The organism is Streptomyces sp. NPDC059696, from assembly GCF_042733745.1.
In the GTDB taxonomy this organism is placed as follows: Bacteria; Actinomycetota; Actinomycetes; order Streptomycetales; family Streptomycetaceae; genus Streptomyces.
The window spans coordinates 1-18,481 of sequence record NZ_JBHWFG010000038.1; the positions used below are offsets into that span (position 1 = coordinate 1).

14 protein-coding genes and 1 tRNA gene are annotated in these 18,481 nt (G+C 72.8%); 6 read left to right on the forward strand and 9 right to left on the reverse strand.

Annotated features, from left to right (window positions below):
- Nucleotides 1-213: 213 nt before the first annotated feature.
- Nucleotides 214-1,650, reverse strand: coding sequence for a sugar transferase (locus ACFV20_RS31000; protein WP_385662642.1), 1,437 nt, complete (start codon nucleotides 1,648-1,650; stop codon nucleotides 214-216).
- A 133-nt stretch (nucleotides 1,651-1,783) separates the two neighbouring features.
- Here ACFV20_RS31000 and ACFV20_RS31005 point away from each other — a divergent pair, with 133 nt between their 5' ends.
- Complete coding sequence (locus ACFV20_RS31005) at nucleotides 1,784-2,974, forward strand: glycosyltransferase (protein ID WP_385662645.1); 1,191 nt, start codon at nucleotides 1,784-1,786, stop codon at nucleotides 2,972-2,974.
- 88 nt (nucleotides 2,975-3,062) lie between these two features.
- Here the strand turns inward: ACFV20_RS31005 and ACFV20_RS31010 are convergent, their stop codons facing one another.
- Nucleotides 3,063-4,151, reverse strand: a complete 1,089-nt coding sequence (locus tag ACFV20_RS31010) for a GNAT family N-acetyltransferase (RefSeq protein ID WP_385662647.1) — start codon at nucleotides 4,149-4,151, stop codon at nucleotides 3,063-3,065.
- Between the two features lie 154 nt (nucleotides 4,152-4,305).
- Here ACFV20_RS31010 and ACFV20_RS31015 point away from each other — a divergent pair, with 154 nt between their 5' ends.
- Nucleotides 4,306-5,406, forward strand: a complete 1,101-nt coding sequence (locus ACFV20_RS31015; RefSeq protein WP_385662650.1) for a GNAT family N-acetyltransferase — start codon at nucleotides 4,306-4,308, stop codon at nucleotides 5,404-5,406.
- 107 nt (nucleotides 5,407-5,513) lie between these two features.
- On the opposite strand, the gene ACFV20_RS31020 is transcribed toward ACFV20_RS31015, so the two are convergent.
- From ACFV20_RS31020 to ACFV20_RS31040, 5 genes are read right to left on the reverse strand one after another with little or no spacing between them, the layout of a single operon-like run.
- Entirely contained in the window at nucleotides 5,514-6,281 is a 768-nt protein-coding gene (locus tag ACFV20_RS31020) for a polysaccharide deacetylase family protein (RefSeq protein ID WP_385662653.1), read from the reverse strand.
- Entirely contained in the window at nucleotides 6,278-7,021 is a 744-nt protein-coding gene (locus ACFV20_RS31025) for a hypothetical protein (RefSeq protein ID WP_385662656.1), read from the reverse strand. Before ACFV20_RS31025 ends, ACFV20_RS31020 begins: the two co-directional genes overlap by 4 nt.
- A complete protein-coding gene (locus tag ACFV20_RS31030; protein ID WP_385662659.1) occupies nucleotides 7,018-8,475 on the reverse strand; it encodes an O-antigen ligase family protein in 1,458 nt (485 codons plus the stop codon). Before ACFV20_RS31030 ends, ACFV20_RS31025 begins: the two co-directional genes overlap by 4 nt.
- Complete coding sequence (locus ACFV20_RS31035; protein WP_385662661.1) at nucleotides 8,472-10,628, reverse strand: glycosyltransferase; 2,157 nt, start codon at nucleotides 10,626-10,628, stop codon at nucleotides 8,472-8,474. Before ACFV20_RS31035 ends, ACFV20_RS31030 begins: the two co-directional genes overlap by 4 nt.
- Nucleotides 10,625-12,031 carry an oligosaccharide flippase family protein gene (locus tag ACFV20_RS31040; RefSeq protein ID WP_385662664.1) on the reverse strand — a complete coding sequence of 469 codons (1,407 nt, stop codon included), beginning with the start codon at nucleotides 12,029-12,031 and terminating at the stop codon, nucleotides 10,625-10,627. Before ACFV20_RS31040 ends, ACFV20_RS31035 begins: the two co-directional genes overlap by 4 nt.
- A gap of 808 nt (nucleotides 12,032-12,839) precedes the next feature.
- Between ACFV20_RS31040 and ACFV20_RS31045 the strand changes: the two genes are divergently transcribed.
- Nucleotides 12,840-13,568 carry a TetR/AcrR family transcriptional regulator gene (locus ACFV20_RS31045; protein WP_385662666.1) on the forward strand — a complete coding sequence of 243 codons (729 nt, stop codon included), beginning with the start codon at nucleotides 12,840-12,842 and terminating at the stop codon, nucleotides 13,566-13,568.
- On the opposite strand, the gene ACFV20_RS31050 is transcribed toward ACFV20_RS31045, so the two are convergent.
- On the reverse strand, nucleotides 13,534-14,358 hold the full coding sequence (locus ACFV20_RS31050) for a DUF427 domain-containing protein (protein WP_385662669.1): 825 nt from the start codon (nucleotides 14,356-14,358) through the stop codon (nucleotides 13,534-13,536). The genes ACFV20_RS31045 and ACFV20_RS31050 overlap by 35 nt on opposite strands.
- A gap of 227 nt (nucleotides 14,359-14,585) precedes the next feature.
- A tRNA-Pro gene (locus ACFV20_RS31055) sits at nucleotides 14,586-14,659 on the reverse strand.
- A 98-nt stretch (nucleotides 14,660-14,757) separates the two neighbouring features.
- On the opposite strand from ACFV20_RS31055, the gene ACFV20_RS31060 reads away from it, so the two are divergent.
- The 3 genes from ACFV20_RS31060 to ACFV20_RS31070 all read left to right on the forward strand — a co-directional run bounded on the left by ACFV20_RS31060 (nucleotide 14,758) and on the right by ACFV20_RS31070 (nucleotide 18,481).
- Nucleotides 14,758-15,336, forward strand: a complete 579-nt coding sequence (locus ACFV20_RS31060; protein WP_385662672.1) for a DUF309 domain-containing protein — start codon at nucleotides 14,758-14,760, stop codon at nucleotides 15,334-15,336.
- 217 nt (nucleotides 15,337-15,553) lie between these two features.
- Nucleotides 15,554-16,324, forward strand: a complete 771-nt coding sequence (gene cobF, locus ACFV20_RS31065; protein ID WP_385662675.1) for a precorrin-6A synthase (deacetylating) — start codon at nucleotides 15,554-15,556, stop codon at nucleotides 16,322-16,324.
- 81 nt (nucleotides 16,325-16,405) lie between these two features.
- A complete protein-coding gene (locus ACFV20_RS31070) occupies nucleotides 16,406-18,481 on the forward strand; it encodes an MDR family MFS transporter (protein WP_385662678.1) in 2,076 nt (691 codons plus the stop codon).

An 18,481-nucleotide genomic window follows, 5' to 3' on the forward strand; every position in this document is an offset into this window, starting at 1 on the left:
CTTTGCCCCCCCCCGCCGGGCCCGGGGGCCGCCACCCCCACGCTCGGGGGGAGAGCCAAACGCTCGACGAGACGAGGGGGACGAGCCGCTCGGACGCCGTCATCAACAGGCCCGGACGCCGTCAGCAGGCCCGGACGCCGTCAGCAGGCCCGGACGCCGTCAATTCCCCGGGCCGGTAGGGCCTCCGGCCCCCGGCAGCAGGTGCGGACGCCGTCAGTAGGCGCCGGTGCCCCGCACCACGACGGAGGCGGTCCGCAGCAGGATCCTCAGGTCGAGAGCCGGCGACCAGTTCTCCACGTAGCTCAGGTCGCAGTGGAGACTCTCCTGCCATGACAGGTTGGAGCGTCCGCTGACCTGCCACAGCCCGGTCAGGCCCGGCTTGACGAGCAACCGGCGCTTCATCTCGTCGGTGTAGGCGCTGGCTTGCGCCGACAGGGGCCGCGGTCCGACCAAGGACATCGTGCCTGCCGCCACATGCAGCAGTTGCGGGAGTTCGTCCAGCGAGTACCGGCGCAGGAAGGAACCCGATCTGGTCACCCGGGGATCGTCGGCAATCTTGAAGAGCAGTCCCTCATGGTTCTGGTTGAGATGCGCCAGCTCCGCCTTGCGCTTCTCGGCGCCCTGATACATCGAGCGGAACTTGAGCACGGTGAACGCCCGCCCGCCGTAGCCGAGCCTGCGCTGCCGGAAGAGGGCGGGGCCCGGGCTGTCCAGTCGCACCACCAACGCGATGCACAGCATGAGCGGAGAGAGGACCACGAGCGCCAGCACGGCGAGCAGCCGGTCGGCGACCGCCTGGGGAACGCGCGCCAGTCTCGACAGGTTGGGCGCGCGCAGCCGCAGCAACGGCATCCCCGCGGCCATCCGCACACCGACGCGCCCGGCGGCGACGTCGCCGAGGACCGGTGCGAGCATCAGCTCGACACCCGCGCCCTGGAGTTGCCAGGTCAGTTCCCTCAGCCCGTCGGCGCCCAGTTCGGGGCACGGCATGGCCACGACGGCGTCAGGGCCGCTCTGGTGCACCGCGTGAGGGGTGTCTCCGGCCCGGCCGAGCACCGGCACACCGCAGGCGGTGACCTCACTCGCGTAGGCCGGATCCGTCAGGCAGGCACCCACGACCAGGAGCCCGCAGCCGTCCGCCCGCCGGATCTTCGAGATCAGCTCGGCGGAGGACTTCGCCGGCCCCACGACCAGAATCCGCTGCACGGACGGGTGACGACGGCGTCGGGCGTGACGGAAGGCGATCGCGAGCGCGGTGGCGACGGCCACCACGCCGAGGCCGTCGCGCGCCATCCGGTCGAACGAGGTGAACCACCAGACCACCCCGACTCCGGCGACCACCATGCCGGCGGCCCGCAGGACACGCCTGCGTTCCTCGCTGCCCGTGCGCACGCCGCACCCATAGGCTCCTTGCGCCCCCAGGCACATCATCCACACCACACAGATCACGAGCGGCACGATCCACCGTCCATGGGCCAGGCCGGTGACGAGGCACGCGGCCGCGGCGGCCGCGGCGTCGACCGCGAACAGCCGGGGGAGGGCATACCGGCGCCCTCCTCGCGCACGCCGAGCCGCGCCGCCGGCGAGCCTGACCGAGGGAATGTGGCGCTTTCGCGCAGGGTGGCGCCGTTCGTGGATCGTCGTCGGCATCGGGGTCAGACCTCCCCTGTGAGCACCAGCTCACGCACACGTTTACGACATATACTTACACTTTATCGGGATGAGCTGAAGGTGTACATATATGTCGTAAACTTACACTTTGCGCGACAGGAGGTCCGCCATCATGCCGACACCCGCGCTTCAGCACAGCGACCGTCTCGTCGGCCGGGGTCACCACCGGTTCACCATCCTCCACATCGCCCAGTCCAGTGGGGGCGGCGTGGCGCGCGTGGTGGCGGATCTGGCGTCCCGGCAGGAGGCCAGGGGCGACAGGGTGGTGGTGGCCTGCATGCCGGACACCCGGCTGTCCGCGGCGGCCGAGCAGGGCGGTGCCGAGGTCCGCGTCTGGAACGCTCGGCGGTCTCCCGGCCCCGCGCTCCTGAGGGAGACAGCCGATCTGCGGCACATCGTCGACCATGTCCGTCCGGATGTCGTGCATCTGCACAGCTCCAAGGCAGGGCTCGCCGGCCGGCTGGCGCTGCACGGGGCGCTGCCCACCGTCTTCCAGCCGCACGCGTGGTCCTTCGAAGCCGTGACGGGCCCGCTGGCGGTGGCCACCGTCCGCTGGGAACGGGCAGGTGCCCGGTGGGCACACCGGTTGGTGTGCGTCAGCGACGGCGAGCGCCGCCAGGGCGAGGCCGCGGGGGTGCACGCGTCGTACACGATCGTGCACAACGGCGTCGACCTCGGCCATTTCGACCCGGCGACGGCGCCGTCCCGCGAGACGGTCCGGGCACGGCTCGGGATAGCCGCCTCGACACCACTGGTGGTGTGTGTCGCGCGGTTGTGCCGCCAGAAGGGTCAGGACGTGCTCCTGGCGGCTTGGCCGAGCGTCGTCCAACGGGTCCCCGGCGCCCGGCTCGTCCTCGTCGGAGACGGGGCGGACCGTGCGGCGCTGGCCGCTCGCGCGCCCGCGGCGGTCACCTTCGCGGGCGATGTGGCCGACCCCCGTGACTGGTACATCGCCGCCGATCTGGTGACCCTGTCGTCGCGCTGGGAGGCCGGCATGGCGCTGGCACCGCTGGAGGCGATGGCGTGTTCGCGGCCCGTGGTCGTCACCGACGTGCCCGGGGCGCGGGAGTTCCTGCCACCGCGCCACGCGACGGACTGCCTGGTGCCGCGGGACGATCCGACGGCGCTGGGCACCAAGTTGACACGCTTGCTGGCCGACCGGGCGGCCGGCGTCGCACTGGGGAAGCAGGCCCATGACCACACCTGTAGCCATCACAGCGTGGACCAGGTCGTCGAGCGCATGTACGCCGTGTACGGCGACGCCGTCCGGGCCTGGGCCGACGGCGTCCGGCCGGGTGCATAGCGACGGCGGGCCCGACGAGGCCGCCGTCCCCGACGGGGCCGCGCCCGCCACGCCACCCTCCGACCGCCCCGGAGCGCCGGGAAGGCCCTCAGGTGCCCCGGAAGCGAACCGCGCGCAGGACCGCCCACCGAAGCCCTCGCCTGGGGGCACGGAAGGGAAGTCGCTCACGGTAGTAGCGGGGGGACGGGACGGCGTCCGTCCCGAAGCTCTCCTTGAACCTGCGGAGCGTCGACCCCTGGACGGAAACCCCCATGTCGTACTGCTCGCAGCCCGCAGCGCACGCGTCCTCGATCGCCAGCCGGTGCAACAGGTGACTGGCCCGGGCCGGATGAGCCAGTTCGCGGTTCATGGCGCCGCGCCAGTACAGGGCGTGGCCGCCGTGCCGCAGGACGACGATCGCCGCGGCGGGCTCCCCACCGCGCCGGGCCATCCAGATCGTGCACGACGGGCCGAGCCGGGCGGCGATCGTCTCCAGCCGGCTCGGCGGGAAGATGCGCATCCTGCGCCACCGGGCCAGCGCGAGCGGCTCGTGGTCCTGCTTCGCCCAGCGGGGGATCGACTGCTCGAACAGCTGGTAGAAGTCCGGCACCAGACGGCCGTCCCGGTCCACCTCGACCTCCAGGTCCGAGCGCTCGGCCCGGCGGACCCCGCGACGCACACCCTGGTGGAAGCGCCGCTCCCACACGGTGCCGAAGCCACCCTCCAGGTCCAGCACGTGCGCCGTGTTCGGCTGCACGCGGAAGCCCGCGGGCGCGGACCGCGCCCACAGGGCGTCGTCCCCGGGCCGGAACCACACACCGACCTTGTTGGCCGGCCGCCGCGCGAGGTCGTCGAACATCGCCCGGGCCTCCGTCTCACCGACGCCCGGCGAGAACACCGGTCCCCCGATCCCCCACTCGCCCCCCGGCCAGGATTCCTCCTCGTCCAGCCACCGAGGGCGCTGCCGTCTTCCGACCAGAGGGAGCACCAGCTTGCCGCCGCCCTCGAACTCGTACAGCCGGCCGGCGTCGCGGTACGCCCCGGTGGCGCAGAGACAGTCGAGCCAGGGCGGAGTCTGGGTGATCTGGGCCGCCGCGTCCCGGCCGACGACGTCCCACCAAGTCGCACGCGGCACCGGGGAGGTGACCTGCACAGGGCCGGCAGGCGTGTCGGTCAGGAGTTCAACGGATGCGCTCACGGCCTTCTCCCGGCTTGCCGGACTCAGGACGGCGACCCCCGCGGAGGGGACACCCACCCGTGTCCTCATGTCCATCGTAGCCCTGCTGCGACCTACATAAATGTCCATAAATGATATTCTTTTGAATGGTTCTGTGCCGCGGTGACATCCCGGTATGACTGAGGTGATCGCGATGGACGTCACGGTCCTCCGGCCCGATGAACTGACCACGGACGACATCAGCGCGTGGCACGCCATGCAGCGTGCCGACCTGGCACTGGCCAATCCCTTCTTCTCACCCGAGTTCACCCGGGCCGTGGGGCACCAGCGCTCGAACGCCCGGGTGGCCCGGCTGACCGTGCCCGCCGCGAAGGGCCCGCGCACCGTGGGGTTCTTCCCCTTCGAACGGCACGCGCTCGGCACCGGCAAGCCCATCGGCTCCGGCTTCTGCGACAGCCAGGGCCTCATTCACGAACCGGGCCTCGACTGGGATCCCCTGGAACTGCTCCGGGCCTGTGACCTCGCGATCTGGGAGTACGACCACCTGGCCGCGGGCCAGACCCGGTTCGAGAAGGCGGGCACGCCGCGCACCCGAACCGCCTCACCCATCATCGAGGTGAACGGCGACCTCGGCGCCTACCTGGAGCACCGGCGGCGTTCGTTCCTCAAGGAGGTACGCCAGAAGGAACGAAAGCTGACCCGTGAACTGGGCCCGGTCCGGCTGGTCTTCCACTCCCCCGAGCCCGTGCTCCTGGACACCCTGATCCGCTGGAAGGCCGCCCAGTTGCGTGCGAAGGGGATGCGGCGGAACCTGCTCTCACAGGACTGGTTCCGGGCCATCCTCCGGGAACTCCTCGACCTGTCCTCCGAGTCCTGCTCAGGCGTCCTCGCCGTGCTCTACGCGGGCGACGAAGTCGTCGCCCTGCGCTACGCGTTGCGCTCGCACCAGGTGCTCGCCGACTGGTTCCCCGCCTACGACACGCGGTTCGCGCGGTGCTCGCCGGGACTCGTGATGTACCTCAAGGTCACCGAGGCCGCCGAGGAACACGGCATCGCCCGGATCGACCTGGGCAAGGGCACCGAACCCTTCAAACAGGACCTCAAGACCGCGGAACTGGCCATCACCGAGGGCTACGTCGCCCGCCACACCCCCAAGGCGGCGCTGTGGCGGGCGCGGACGGCGTCCGGCCGTACCGCCCGGGCGGCACTCCACTCCCACCCGAGGATCCACCGCGCCACCGTCAAGGCGGCCGGCGTGGTCGACCGGCTTCGCTGAACCCGGCGGCCGGAACCCCGGATCGCTCGGGGACCCGGCCGCCGGGATCCCGGGTCGCTCGGGGAGGCGGGTGTCCGAGACTGCCCCCGGCCCGCCGTGACGCGATGTCAGTTCCGGGAGGCACGGCCGATCAGAGACCGCACAGCGGGACGCAGCTTCGGAACGTGCCCCGCGGCCCGGCGCACGACCGGGTAGGACGGCAGCACCTTGAGGCGGAATGTCGTGCGGGTGTCGGTGGAACTGACGGCGACGCGCGGCGTCGCATAGCGCCCCTCGGCGTGGTAGGTGCTGAAGGCGATCTCGAAGCCGGCTTGCGCCACCGCACGGCGTGCCCGGGCGTCGTGGTCCCCGAAGGGATAGGCGAAGGCGCGTGGCCGCCGGCCGGTGAGGTCGGTCAGCACCCGGGCCGCCTGAGTGGTGTTGCGGGCGAGTTCCTCAGGGGAGGCGTTCACCAGCGTGCCGTGCTCCCACCCGTGGCACTCGACGTCCAGCCCGGCGCCGGCCAGCTCGCGGACACCTTCGGCGTCGAGGAGCGGCTCGTCCGGCATCTCGGGCATCCACCGGGACCTGCCGCCGAGGAGACCGCCGAGCACGAAGACCGTGGCGGGCACCTTCAGTTCCCTCAGGACGGGGAGCCCCTGGTCCAGCACCGCCCGGTAACCGTCGTCGAACGTCACCAGCAGGCTCCGGGGCGGGAGGGCACCGTGGAGGTAGGTGTCGAGGGTCAGAGGTGTCCAGCCACGCGCGAGGAGGGAGGCGAGCTGCTCGTAGAGCCGGTCCTGCGGGACGAACAGGCAGAAGGGGTCCTCTTCGGCGGCGCGCTCGCCGACCGCGTGGTACATCAGCACCAGCGGTCTGTTCCTGAGCGCGTTCACCGGGTTCTCCCCGCTCTGCGGCTGATCTGGCGGGCGGCGAAGCTGACCCAGCCGGCCACCAGCAGGGCCGCCGCCACCGTGACGACGCGCAGGAGCGAGCGTGAGGGCTGGAGCTGGGCGGAGACGGGATCGGCCCGAGCCGTGATCTCCCCTTCGATCAGCTGGTCGTCGGCCGCGGCCCTGCTGACCACGGCCGCGATGCTGTTGGCGGCGGTGGCGGCCTCGTTGGCGTCCGGGAGGGACACGGAGATGTCCAGGTTGGCCGTGTTCGACGGCACCGAGACGGACAGCGCGTCACGGAGCTCCTTGCGGGTCACGGAAGCCGCCCTGGCGGCGGAGGCGACGCTGGTCGTCGAGGTCGCCACCACGGCGTACTTGTTGGCGACCAGCTCGATGACGTCCGCACTGACATTCGGCTGCGACCGCGGGGCGAAGGAGATCGTGCTCTTCGTCGCATAGCGGGTGGGCAGTTGCTCGATGATCACCAGGCCGGTCACGAGGACCAGGAGCCCCGCCAGCAACGCCGCCAGCAGACCGCGTCGGCGCAGCGCGATGGAGCGGAGGGTTCTCGCGCCGTCCGGGGGCGGTGGTCCGGCGGTGCCCCGGGGACCGGACGGTGACGTCTGAGGCGACGGCGGGGCCGGGGCGGCCGGGGCGCCGTCCTCGCTCGGGCCCTGTGCGGCATCCGGAGTGGTCCTCGCGCCGTCACCGGCGGACTGCTGTGGCTGCCACTGGCTCATGGTTCTTCGCCTCGTGTCTCTCGTGGTCGGGTGAGCGTTCGCGTGCACGCGCATGCCGCCAGAAGCCCGATGAACAGCCAGGCCAGCGTGGCGATCACCGGGTTGCGCAGCGGGTAGTCGACCGCCCCGTGGCCGATCACGGCGGCCAGCGCGGCGCCCGCCCCGGCCGACACACCGCGAATCGTCAAGCCGGTCGCCGCCTTGTCCCGCGCCTCGCCGGCGCCCGCCTGGAGCCAGGGCGCGCGGCTGTTCCGCAGGGCCTCTCGCGCCCCGACACCCGTCGCCACCAGGAGCGCGGTCACTCCCAGTACGCCTTGCTCCGCGCCCACGGCGAGCGCCAGGTTGTGCGCGTGCTCCTCCTTCTTCGCGGCGTCGACATGCGCCAGGCCCTGCATCGCGGCCGCCTGGTAGGTGCCGGGGCCGGTCCCCAGGACGGGATGCTCGGACATCTGGACGAAGGCCTCCGCGCGGGCGGCGGGCCGCTCGTCGTACGGGTTGCCCTGGCCTCCGAAGATCGACAGCAGCCGTTGGGCGGCCACGGGGGTGTTCTGCGACGGTACGGCGACCACCAGCAGCGCGAGTCCGACGGTGAGGGCCGTCGCCAGGCTGATCAGCAGGGTGCGGGACTCGCGCAGCAGCACGGCGAGTACGACCAGCCCGAGGGCGCTGCCGATCCAGGCACCGCGGGACAGGCTCGCCACCAGGGCGGCGGCGGCCACCAGCGACGCGACCGCGAACAGTGCGGTCATCCAGGCCCGGCGCCGGCGACGGGCCACGACGGTCATGGCCACGCTGAAGCAGAACGTCATCGCGGCGGCCAGGCCGAGTTCGTTCGGCTGGCCGAAAACCCCCACGGGGCGGTTGACGATCAGTGACGCGTCACTGCTCTCCACCTGGAGGTCGGGGATCGAGGTGACCGCGGTGGCGCACAGGATGGTGCCGCCGACGCAGACGGCGGACGCGAGCAGCAGCAGATCCGAGCGGTCGACCGTGACCACGACGATCGCGGCGGCCAGCAGCAGCCCGATCAGGTAGCCCACGTCGTGCCGGAGCGAGCGCGCCGGATCGACACCGGTGAGCGTGGACAGCAGCGCGGCCACGACCAACAGTGCCATGGCCGCGATCACGGGCGACCAGCCGATCCGCCGTCCGTGTCCCCTCTTCGCCGCGATCAGAACGATCACCGCGACGGCCACGATCTGGCCCCGTACCAGAGGCAGGCCCAGGGGCAGCCCGAGGTTTCCGACCACCAGGAGCAGGGGGACGGTGGCCACGGCCAGCACCGGGCGGCGGACGGCGACGAGGGCCAGCGCCACCAGGACCGGCACCATGAGGACGAGCCCGAGTTTCGGTGACACACTCCATCCGGCGATCCACACGCCCACGGTGGCGGCCAGGAGCGCGGCGGTGACCGGCAGACCGGGCCCGCGCTCCACGGCGCCTCCCCCGCTCACGAGGGCCCACCCGTGCCGCGGGCGGCGCGGTGCGCACGGACCGACCTCAGCCGGCCCACCAGACCGTGCGCCGCACCGGCGGCCTTGGACAGGTCACGCACGACCGCGACCAGGGGGACGGCCGGCAGGGCCGTCCAGCGCCGCTCCCGCACGGCCCTGGTCAGGGGCAGGGACAGGTAGGCGAGGAAGGTGACGGCGGTGACCCGGCGCGCGGCCGGGCCGCGCAGGGCCGCCGCCAGGGCGGCGGTGTAGGCGACGGCCCTGGCGGTGTCGCGGCCCAGCAGGAGGGGGTTCGCCGACCACCCGCTGCCCTCGCCGTAGTGGAAGTACATGGCCGCGGTCTGACGGAGTGTCGGCCGCTGCTCCCAGCCCACCTCGGCGGTGGTGACCAGTGCCGCACGGTGTCCGGCGGCCACCACGGCCCGGCCGAAGAGCACGTCCTCGGCGGTTCGGAGGTGTTCCGGGAACCCGCCGGCGTCCTCCCATGCCGCACGGGTGAAGGCCACGGAGCGGCCCGTGGGCAGGGTGGCGTCGAACTCCCGGCCGAGGAACCGGCAGTACACGCGCGTCCAGGGCCCGGGGTGCCGGGCCTCCTCGGGCACGGGGTAGCCGACCAGGGCGAGTGCGCGGGCCACCGTTCCCCGGCCGCTCACCCGGTAGACACCGGTCAGCAGGCTCGCGCCCTCGGCTTCCCCGGCCGCCGCGCGGAGCCGGGCCAGCCAGTCCGGCGCGGGATAGCAGCCCGCGTCGGTGCAGGCGATCAGGGCGTTGCGGGCCGCCCGGATTCCCGTGTTGCGGCCTGCCGAGATGCCGGTGCCCGGGGCGGACAGCAGGCGCACGCGCGGGTCGCGTGACGTCCAGCTCTCGACGCGCTGTGCCGTGCCGTCGGTGGAGCCGCCGTCGACGACGATGATCTCGTCGCCGTCCACGGTCAGTTGGGGCGCCAGCAGTTCCAGGAGCTGGTCGATCACTCCTGCCTCGTTCTTCACGGTGGTCACCACGCTGACCGGGGCGGTGCCTTCCAGCCCGGTGCCGGTCAGCCGCGCCGTCTCGGCCAGCGTGCGCACCAGCAGTGCGGCACTCTGCTCGGGTCCCGGATGGGTGTGGGCGCTGCGGCGGCCGGCGGCCCCCATCGCGGAGCGGATGTCGGCATCCTCCAGCCGCCGCAGGGCCCCCGCGACCTGGTCCGCGCGCGCCGGTTCCACGGTGATCCCGGCCGGGTCTGCTCCCGGCGGGGCCACGCGTTCCGAGACGGGACCGGGCGCCGTGGCGATGACCGGGACTCCGGCGAGCATCGCCTCCAACGCCACGGCGCCGAAGCTCTCCTGCGACGGCCCGCTCCCGGCCGGCTTGGTCAGTACGGCGACCGCGTCGGCCGCCGGGATGAACCGCCATGCGTCCGGGAGCCAGCCGGTGAAGTCGACCCGGTCGGCCACGTGGAGGGAGGCCGCGAGCCGGGTGAGCCGCTCGCGCTCGCCCGGCTCCGCCGGATCCTCGGGGCCCACGACGGCCAGTCGCCACCGTGAGGTGCCGGGCTGCGCGAGTGCCGTCACGGCGTCGTCGACCCCCTTGTACCCGACCAGTCGGGCCACGGTGAGCAGCAGCAGTTCGTCCCGGCCGAGCCGCACCCCTCTGCGCAGCAGCTCCTGGCGAGCGGTCTCGCGGGGCAGTGCGGCGCGTCCGGGCGCGGGGAAGGGCACCAGCACGGCGTCACGGTGCCGGGAGGCCGGGATCAGTTCGGCTGCGGTCGCCACGCAGCCGTCGGAGAACAGGGCCAGCACCGCCATCAGGGGGCCGTCGTGCGAGTGGTCGTGCTTGGCCCAGACGCATCGGACCCCCGCGAGCCAGGCCGCGGGAGCGGCCACCGACGCCGCCTTGACCCCGTTGGCCAGGACCACGTCGGGCCGGTCGGCGCGCAGCCGGCGGGTCAGCCAGGCCGCCGACCGGGCGATCGCGGCTCCTGATCGGCCGGTGGGACGCACGGTGCAGGGCACGCCCCGCCGGGCGAGCTCGTCGCGCAGCGGTCCGTCTGCCAGCAGCACGGCGTCCACCGTGAGCCGGTCCGTAGCGTCCAGCAGGGACAGCAACCAGAGTTCGGCACCGCCCAGCACTCCGCTGGGCGCCACCACACTGACGCGCAGGGGGCGAGTCATGTCCTTTTCCTCCGCTTCACCATGTCGCGAAGGACCCTGACCTGTTCCGGATCGATGCGACGTGCGATGAGGGCCCAGCAGGGCACGTAGACCGCCGCGGCGGTGAGCAGAGCCGGTGCGAGGGGCCAGGGAGCGAGCAGCGGCCCGGCGGCGACGCCGGACGCCACGACGGCGGGCAGGACGGTGCGCGAGAGCCGGGGGCGGCCCACTCTGGACTGCCCGAGGAACACCAGCACGACGGCCTCGACCGCGTACGAGAGCGACGTCACGAACGCCGCCGCGGTCGCCCCGAACCGCGGGATGAGCAGCAGATTCAGCGCCACGTTGACGACCAGGGCGATCACCGCCCCGGTGAGCACGCGCAGCGTCGGGCCGGCCGCGGTCAGGGAGTCGGTGACCAGGTAGACGAGACCGAACAGCAGCGGGGCCGGCGCCAGCCAGCGCAGCATGTCCGTACCGGCGTCGGCGAACTGCTCGCCGTAGAGCAGCAGCAGCACATCGTGCGCCCGGCACAACAGCACCGTCATGTACGGGATGAACACGGCTGCCAGCACGCCGATCCCGCGCTCGGTGTTCCGGCGGACGCGGTGCGGTCTGGGGTCCGCGGCCATCAGCGGGAAGACGGCCCGGGCGACCACCCAGCAGACGAACACGGCCGTCTCGAGCAGTCGGTACGCGGCGGCGTAGACGCCGACCGCCCGGTTGTTCACCAGCCAGCCCACGAACAGCGTGTCCAGCCTGAACAGGGCCATCGCCACGACGGTTTCGAGGCCGATCATCCAGGTCCCGCGATTGAGCCGGACGAGGGAGTCGGCCGACACGGTGCTCCAGTCGGCACGTACCCCCTGGCGGCGGAGCAACAGCATGGCCGCCACCGGGCCGACGGCCGTCCCGGCGGCGTAGGCGACGGCCAGACCGAGGAGTCCGGTGTCCAGGAGCAGCGCGGTCAGGACCCAGGCCGCGGTCAGCAGACGCTGGAGCAGGTGAACGACCGCGATGGTGTTCTGGCGTTGCATCGCGGCGGCCGCGGACCGGTAGCCCTCGGTGTACGTGTCCAGCACGACGGCTGTGACCACGAGGAGCCCGGCCACGGTCGTGCGGGTGTCGGACGAGCGGGGGAACCCGAACGCCACCACCGAGACGATCGCGAGGACCAGCACGACCAGGACGGTTCGCATGGCCAGGAGCTGGGCGAGCAGGGCCCGCAACCGCCCGGGCTCGGCGCTGGCCCGTTGCACCACGATCGTGTCGTAGCCCCACAGCGGGACGAGGGTGGCCAGCGCGCCCACGGCCAGCGCGTAGGCGAAGGCCCCGAAGTCGGCCACCCCGAGGATGCGCGCCGCTCCGATGAAGAGCAGGACCGTGGACAGCTTGCCGATGACCTCGGTGACGCCGAGCACCACGATGGTGCGGGCCGTGCGTACCGTCTTGTCACTCGTCGGTGTGTCCCGAGCGGAACCGCGGCCCGGCTGTGCTGTGTCATCCGGTTCGCCGTCGTGCCCCGGCGGTCCGTCGTTCCCCTCGCCCCGGGAGGGGCCTGGGCCGGTGGCGTCGTCGGGGTGCCGGCTGTCTCCGGGCGTCTCGGCGGAGCGTTGCGCCGAGTGAGTCTCGACGGGGTCGGCGGGAGGCGACGGCGGTTCGCGCCGCCTGCGGTGTGCGCCGAACCGGGAACACACCGGGCGAGGCAGGGTCTGAGTGGTGGCTCCGCGGCCGGCGGGGGGTCCCGCGCCGCGGGATTCCCGGTGCACGTGCGCCGAGGCCCGAAGCGGAAGGCGCGGCGGGCTGTGGCGCGGACCGGGGGACCGTGTCCGGCCGCCGAACGCGGACGCACCGCCGGAGGGGCCGGTCGCAGGCAGGAGAACCCGCGGCGTGGGGCCGTGACACGCACGGCGTGTGCGCGGCGGGTTCCCGATCAGGTGCGGACGCGGCGACCGACGAGGTGGTGGCACGGGTCTGCGCCCTGGAAGGGAGCCGCGGCGAAAGCTCATGCCCGGGCAGCTCAATGGGGAACACCTTTGCATACTCCGACGCGGATGATCCTCACCAATCGTCACTCACACCCCTCGGGGGTGCATCTTCTGCGGTGCGCCGGTGGGCTCTTGCGCCTGCGCGGCCGCGACGACGCGTGCGCGGGGCCCGGATCGCTTACGTTTACGTCGTATAGGGATGCACGCGCCCCCGGGCAGCGTCGGCGACGAGGAGGCACCCGGAATGGCGAACGGTTCAGGGACGGGCCCGGCGAGGCGGGCGAGCGATCGCGGGCGCTACGGCAGGCTGACCCGGCAGCGCGTGCTGACCACCGCCCTGGCCCTGGTCGACCGGGAGGGCCTCTCCGCCCTGAGCATGCGCCGCCTCGGCACCGAGCTCGGTGTGGAGGCCATGGCGCTCTACCGGTATGCGTCGAGCAAGGACTCCCTGCTGGACGGGCTGGTCGAGGCCCTGTACCTGGAGCTGGAGGAGCGACTGGCCGCCGACGCGGGCGAGGACTCCGACTGGCGGGCCGGGCTGCACCGGATCGCCCGGGCGACCTACGCCGTGTGTCTCACGCACCCGCAGGCGGTGCCGCTGCTGGCCACACGGCTGCTGGCGGTCCCCCTGGCCCGGCGGCCCGCCGCGGTCCTGCGCGATCACGAAAGGGTGCTGGCCCTCCTGCGGGGCGCCGGGTTCGACGAGGCGACGACGGCCGACGTGTTCCGCGCCTTCACGGCCTGGCTGCTGGGCTACGTCTCCGTGGAGCTGCGTCCGACGGTCGACAACCCGGACGAGACCGATCCGGCCTTCCGTCTGGGGCTGCACCGGCTGTCGGCGAGGGAGTTGCCGACCCTGCGGGAAACAGCGGCCGCACTCGCCGAGCAGGGCGGCCCGCAGGGCCTCGCGGCCGGGCTCGACGCCCTGCTCGACGGGTTCACGAACGGCTCCCCCTCCGCAGCATCCGGCTGAACGGCGTCTCGGGCCGCTCCAGGCGCTCACCGTCCACCGTGAGGTCGACGACCTCGTTGAAGAAGGCGACCCGGCCCCGGATCGCCGCCACCGCGGGCAGCGGCTCGGGGTAGGTCCACACGAGGTTGGGCGGCACCCCGGCCTCGCCGCGCCACGACCAGTAGGAGGCGGTGCCCTTGTAGGGGCATCCGGTGTGGTGGTCGGTGGCGTCGAACAGGTCGAGGCGGACGTCCTCCCGGGGGAGGTAGTAGCGGGTGGGCAGGGAGGTCTCGAAGAGCAGGACCGGGGCGTGGCTGTCCGCGACGACCTGCCCGTCGATCTCGACCCGCACGTGACGGCTGCTCGGCAGCGCGTCGACGCGCTGGTGCGGGTCACGCGGGTGGATGAAGATCTCCTCGTCCTCCTCGTACCAGTGGTCGAGGCCCGTGTCGGCGCGCAGGAACCACTCGAAGGAGATGTGGCCGGCCAGGTCGTCGGCGGGGAAGGTCCACGCCGCGTTCCGGCGCACCTCGCCGTCGGCGTCGAGGTCGTAGAAGACCCGGGAGCCGGTGTGGGCGCCGACGGGCGGGCTCGCGGCCGGGCGGAGGAGGTCGGTGCGCACGTCCGCGCGAGGGAAGGCGTACTGCGGCACGGGCAGGTGGGGCTCCCAGACGAGCACCGGGTGCCGGCTGTCGACGACGGTGACGTCGCCCTTGCGGCCGCGCACCCAGCGCTCGCTGGGCTCCCACAGGAGGCCTTCCGGGGTGATGCGGATCGAGCGGGCGCCGGGGTGGCCCGGGTGGGTGCTCATGGCCGGTGCTCCTTCCGGAGGTCCGGATGCCGTTCCCCTCCACGGTCCCACGGTGTCAGTGCGCCGCGTCCAGCCGCGCTCGCTGCGGAGTCTTCATCTTGGAGCGCTCTCGAGGTGAAGGGTGTAGGTCAAGGGCGTGGGTCAGGGCGTGGGTCAGGGCATAGGCCGAGGGCGTACTGCAACGAAAAGGGTCCCGCAGGCATCGGCCTGCGGGACCCCTCGCACCGTCGGGACGACAGGATTTGAACCTGCGACCCCTTGACCCCCAGTCAAGTGCGCTACCAAGCTGCGCCACGTCCCGGTGCGCGCCACCCGCGGTGAGCCGCGTGATCGCGCGAACAGCACCTTACCCCACACCCCTGGCCGCGCCGAAAACGAGCTCGGCGGGACAATCGGCGTATGGGCAGCACAGGAGAGACCTCCCCGGGCCGGCCGGGCGACGCACGGGACCGCGACAGTGAGGGGCGGGCCCGCAACGCCCGGCCCCGGGACGGACTCGGACGGCCCCTGCCGTACGGCTCGGACGGTGTGCCCCGGCAGCCGGAGGGCGTCGTCCGCACACCGGAGGAGACCGTCACGCAGGCGCAGCGGCTGCTCGACGAGGGCAAGCCGTTCCACGCGCACGAGGTCTTCGAGGACGCGTGGAAGTCGGGGCCGGACCACGAGCGCGAGTTGTGGCGCGGCCTCGCCCAGCTCGCCGTGGGGCTCACACACGCCGCCCGGGGAAACCTGACCGGCGGGGCCCGGCTGCTGCGGCGCGGGGCGGGAGCGGCGGAGACGTGGGCGTCCGGGGCCGGGCAGGCACAGCCGCACGGCATCGACGTGGCGAGCGTGGCCGCCTGGGCACGGGAGCTGGCCGGTGACGTGGAGCGGGACGGCCGGGCGGTGGACGCGGGCGGGCGAGCCCCTCGGCTGCGGGGCGCCGGCCCCGGACGGCCCGCTGAACCCGGCGCCGACGACCGTGCACCCGAACGCTGAACCCGGCGCCGACGACCATGCATACGGAGGCTGCACCCTGCGCCGACGACCGTGCACCCGGAGGCTGCACCCTGCGCCGACGACCGTGCACCCGGACGCTGAGCCGGGGGCCGACGACGGGGGGCCGTGACCGATGACGGGGCCGGGGCGCCGAGTCGGCGGTCGGTGATCCGACCGCGGTGGAACCCGCCTCACCCCCGTGCGGCAGACTCAAGGCGTGCGAAAGATTCATGTCATCGGTATCGGCGCGGGCGACCCCGACCAGCTCACCCTCCAGGCGGTCCGGGCGCTGCGGAGCACGGACGTGTTCTTCATCCTGGAGAAGGGCGAGGTGAAGGCGGACCTCACCGGGCTCCGCCGGGACATGCTCGATGCGCACGTACCGGAGGGGACGTACCGCGTCGTCGAGGCGCGTGACCCGGAGCGGGACCGGAGCGCCGGCGGCTCGGCCTACTCCCCCGCCGTCGGGGACTGGCGCAGCGCCCGCGCCGACATCTACGAGCGGCTGATCTCCGAGGAGCTCGGCGAGGAGCAGACCGGCGCGTTCCTGGTGTGGGGCGACCCGTCGCTCTACGACAGCACGCTGGGGATCCTGGAGGAGGTGCTGGAGCGCGGCGCCGTGGCGTTCGAGTACGACGTCGTACCCGGTATCAGCAGCGTCTCCGCGCTCGTCGCCCGCCACCGCACGGGGCTGAACCGCGTGGCGCGGCCGGTGCAGATCACCACCGGCCGGCGGCTGGCGGAGGGCTTCCCGGACGGCGTGGACGACGTGGTGGTCATGCTCGACGCCCACCAGACCTTCCGGCGGTACGCGCAGGAGGACGTCGACATCTACTGGGGCGCCTACATCGGCACTCCGGACGAGATCCTCGTGTCCGGTCCGATCGCCGAGGCCGCCCCCCGCATCGAGCGGCTGCGGGCCGAGGCCCGGGAGCGCAAGGGCTGGATCATGGACACGTATCTGCTGCGCCGGCATCCCCGGCACTGACGGGACTGGCGGGCCCATCACCGGGCACCCGTGCGGACGTTCTGGCATGCGCACGTAGCCCACAGGTGTGAAGGTGACGACGTGACCGTCGTGGAGGAAACCGCCCTGCCCGCCTCCCAGCCGCCGGTGCTGGACACACGCCGCCGCAACGTCGTCTTCGTGACGATCATGCTGGGGATGCTGCTCGCGGCCCTCGACCAGACCATCGTCGGCACCGCCCTGCCGACCATCGTGTCGGACCTGGGCGGGGCGGATCACATGTCGTGGGTGGTCACCTCGTACCTCCTCGCGGAGACCGTCGCGACCGTGCTGGTCGGCAAGTTCGGCGACCTGTTCGGGCGCAAGGTGGTCTTCCAGGTCTCGGCCGTCGTGTTCATCACGGGTTCGTTCCTGTGCGGTCTGGCGACGAACATGTCGCTGCTGATCGCCTGGCGGGCGATGCAGGGCATCGGCGCGGGCGGCCTGATGGTCACCTCGATGGCGCTGATCGCCGATGTGATCCCGCTGCGCGAGCGCGGCAAGTACCAGGGCGCGATCGGTGCCGTGTTCGGGGTGGCCACCGTCATCGGGCCGCTGCTGGGCGGGCTGTTCACCGACCACCTGACCTGGCGGTGGGCGTTCTACGTCAACGTCCCCATCGCGATCGTGGTCGTGGTGGCGGCGGCCCGGACCATTCCGGTGGTGAAGGCGGTCACCCGGCCGGTCGTCGACTACCTGGGCATCGCGCTCGTCGCGGTCGGCGCCAGCGCCCTGATCCTGGCGACGAGTTGGGGCGGCAACGAGTACGCCTGGGGCTCCGGGGTGATCATCGGGCTGTTCGCGGGCGGCGTCCTGGCCCTCGCCCTGTTCTGCCGGGTGGAGACGCGGGCGCGCGAACCGATGCTGCCCATGCGGCTGTTCGCCAACCCGGTGTTCACGGTCTGCTCGGTGCTGAGCTTCATCGTCGGCTTCGCGATGCTCGGCGCGATGACGTTCCTGCCGACGTACCTCCAGTACGTCGACGGCGACTCGGCCACGATCTCCGGGGTGCGGACGCTGCCGATGGTGGCGGGGCTGCTCATCGCGTCGGTCTTCAGCGGCACCGTGGTGAGCAGGACCGGGCGGTACCGCATCTTCCCGATCGCCGGCTCGCTGGTGATGGCGGTCGGCCTGTTCCTGATGTCGCTCATGGGGCCGGACACCGGTGCGGGGCTGGAGTCCCTGTACATGTTCGTGCTGGGCAGCGGCATCGGCCTGTGCATGCAGGTGCTGACGATCGCGGTGCAGAACACCGTGGACTACGCCGACCTGGGCACCGCGACCTCCGGCGTGACCTTCTTCCGCACGCTGGGCAGCTCGTTCGGCACGGCCGTCTTCGGCACGATCTACACCAACGCGCTGGCGCCCAACCTCCGTGACGGGGTGGCGCAGGCGGCTCGGACCGGCGAGGTGGCCCCCGACGCGCTGAGCCGGGCGGCGACGAGCCCGGAAGGCCTGCACGAGCTGCCGTCCGCCGCGGCCGCCCCCATCGTCGACGCCTACGCCGACACGCTCCAGACCGTGTTCCTGTGGACGGTGCCGGTCGCCGCGCTGGGCTTCCTGGTCGCCCTGTTCCTCAAGCAGGTCCCGCTGCGCGACACCGCGCGGACGGGCTCGACCGACCTGGGCGAGGGCTTCGGCTCGCCGAGCGGCGCGGACTCCCGGCGGGTGCTGGAGGCCGCCGTCGGCAAGATCATCGGCGGCACGGACCTGGACACGGCGCGCCGGATCGTCCTGGAGTCCGACACCCGGCTCGACGTGGCCGGGGCGTGGGCGGTGATGCAGGTCGAGCTGTTCACGCGGATGGTCGGCCACGCCAGTCTGGGACTGATCGCGGCGCGGCGCAGGCTGCCTCCGGAGGTGCTGCTGCCGGTCTTCGAGCGGATGGTCGAGGAGGGGTTCCTGGCCCGTGCCGGCTCCCTGCTGTCGCACACCGAGGCGGGCGCCCGCGAGGCCGCGGTCCTCACCCGGGCCTGGGCCGACTGGCTGGAGGAGCGGCTGGGACGGGACATCGGCCGTCCCTCGGACAGCGATCTGCGCGTGGCGGTCGACGCCATCGCCAAACGGCTCCTGGTGGAGGACCTGAGCCAGGGGCTGCCGCGCAGCGGGGAGAAGTCCCTCGCGGCCGGCTCGGTCTGA

Excerpts from the sequence above, each read along its gene's own strand:
- ACFV20_RS31015 (WP_385662650.1), top strand. The coding sequence starts at position 4,306 with ATGACTGAGGTGATCGCGATGGACGTCACGGTCCTCCGGCCCGATGAA.
- ACFV20_RS31000 (WP_385662642.1), bottom strand. The coding sequence starts at position 1,650 with ATGCCGACGACGATCCACGAACGGCGCCACCCTGCGCGAAAGCGCCAC.
- ACFV20_RS31060 (WP_385662672.1), top strand. The coding sequence starts at position 14,758 with ATGGGCAGCACAGGAGAGACCTCCCCGGGCCGGCCGGGCGACGCACGG.
- ACFV20_RS31005 (WP_385662645.1), top strand. The coding sequence starts at position 1,784 with ATGCCGACACCCGCGCTTCAGCACAGCGACCGTCTCGTCGGCCGGGGT.
- ACFV20_RS31045 (WP_385662666.1), top strand. The coding sequence starts at position 12,840 with ATGGCGAACGGTTCAGGGACGGGCCCGGCGAGGCGGGCGAGCGATCGC.
- ACFV20_RS31050 (WP_385662669.1), bottom strand. The coding sequence starts at position 14,358 with ATGAGCACCCACCCGGGCCACCCCGGCGCCCGCTCGATCCGCATCACC.
- ACFV20_RS31025 (WP_385662656.1), bottom strand. The coding sequence starts at position 7,021 with ATGAGCCAGTGGCAGCCACAGCAGTCCGCCGGTGACGGCGCGAGGACC.
- ACFV20_RS31035 (WP_385662661.1), bottom strand. The coding sequence starts at position 10,628 with ATGACTCGCCCCCTGCGCGTCAGTGTGGTGGCGCCCAGCGGAGTGCTG.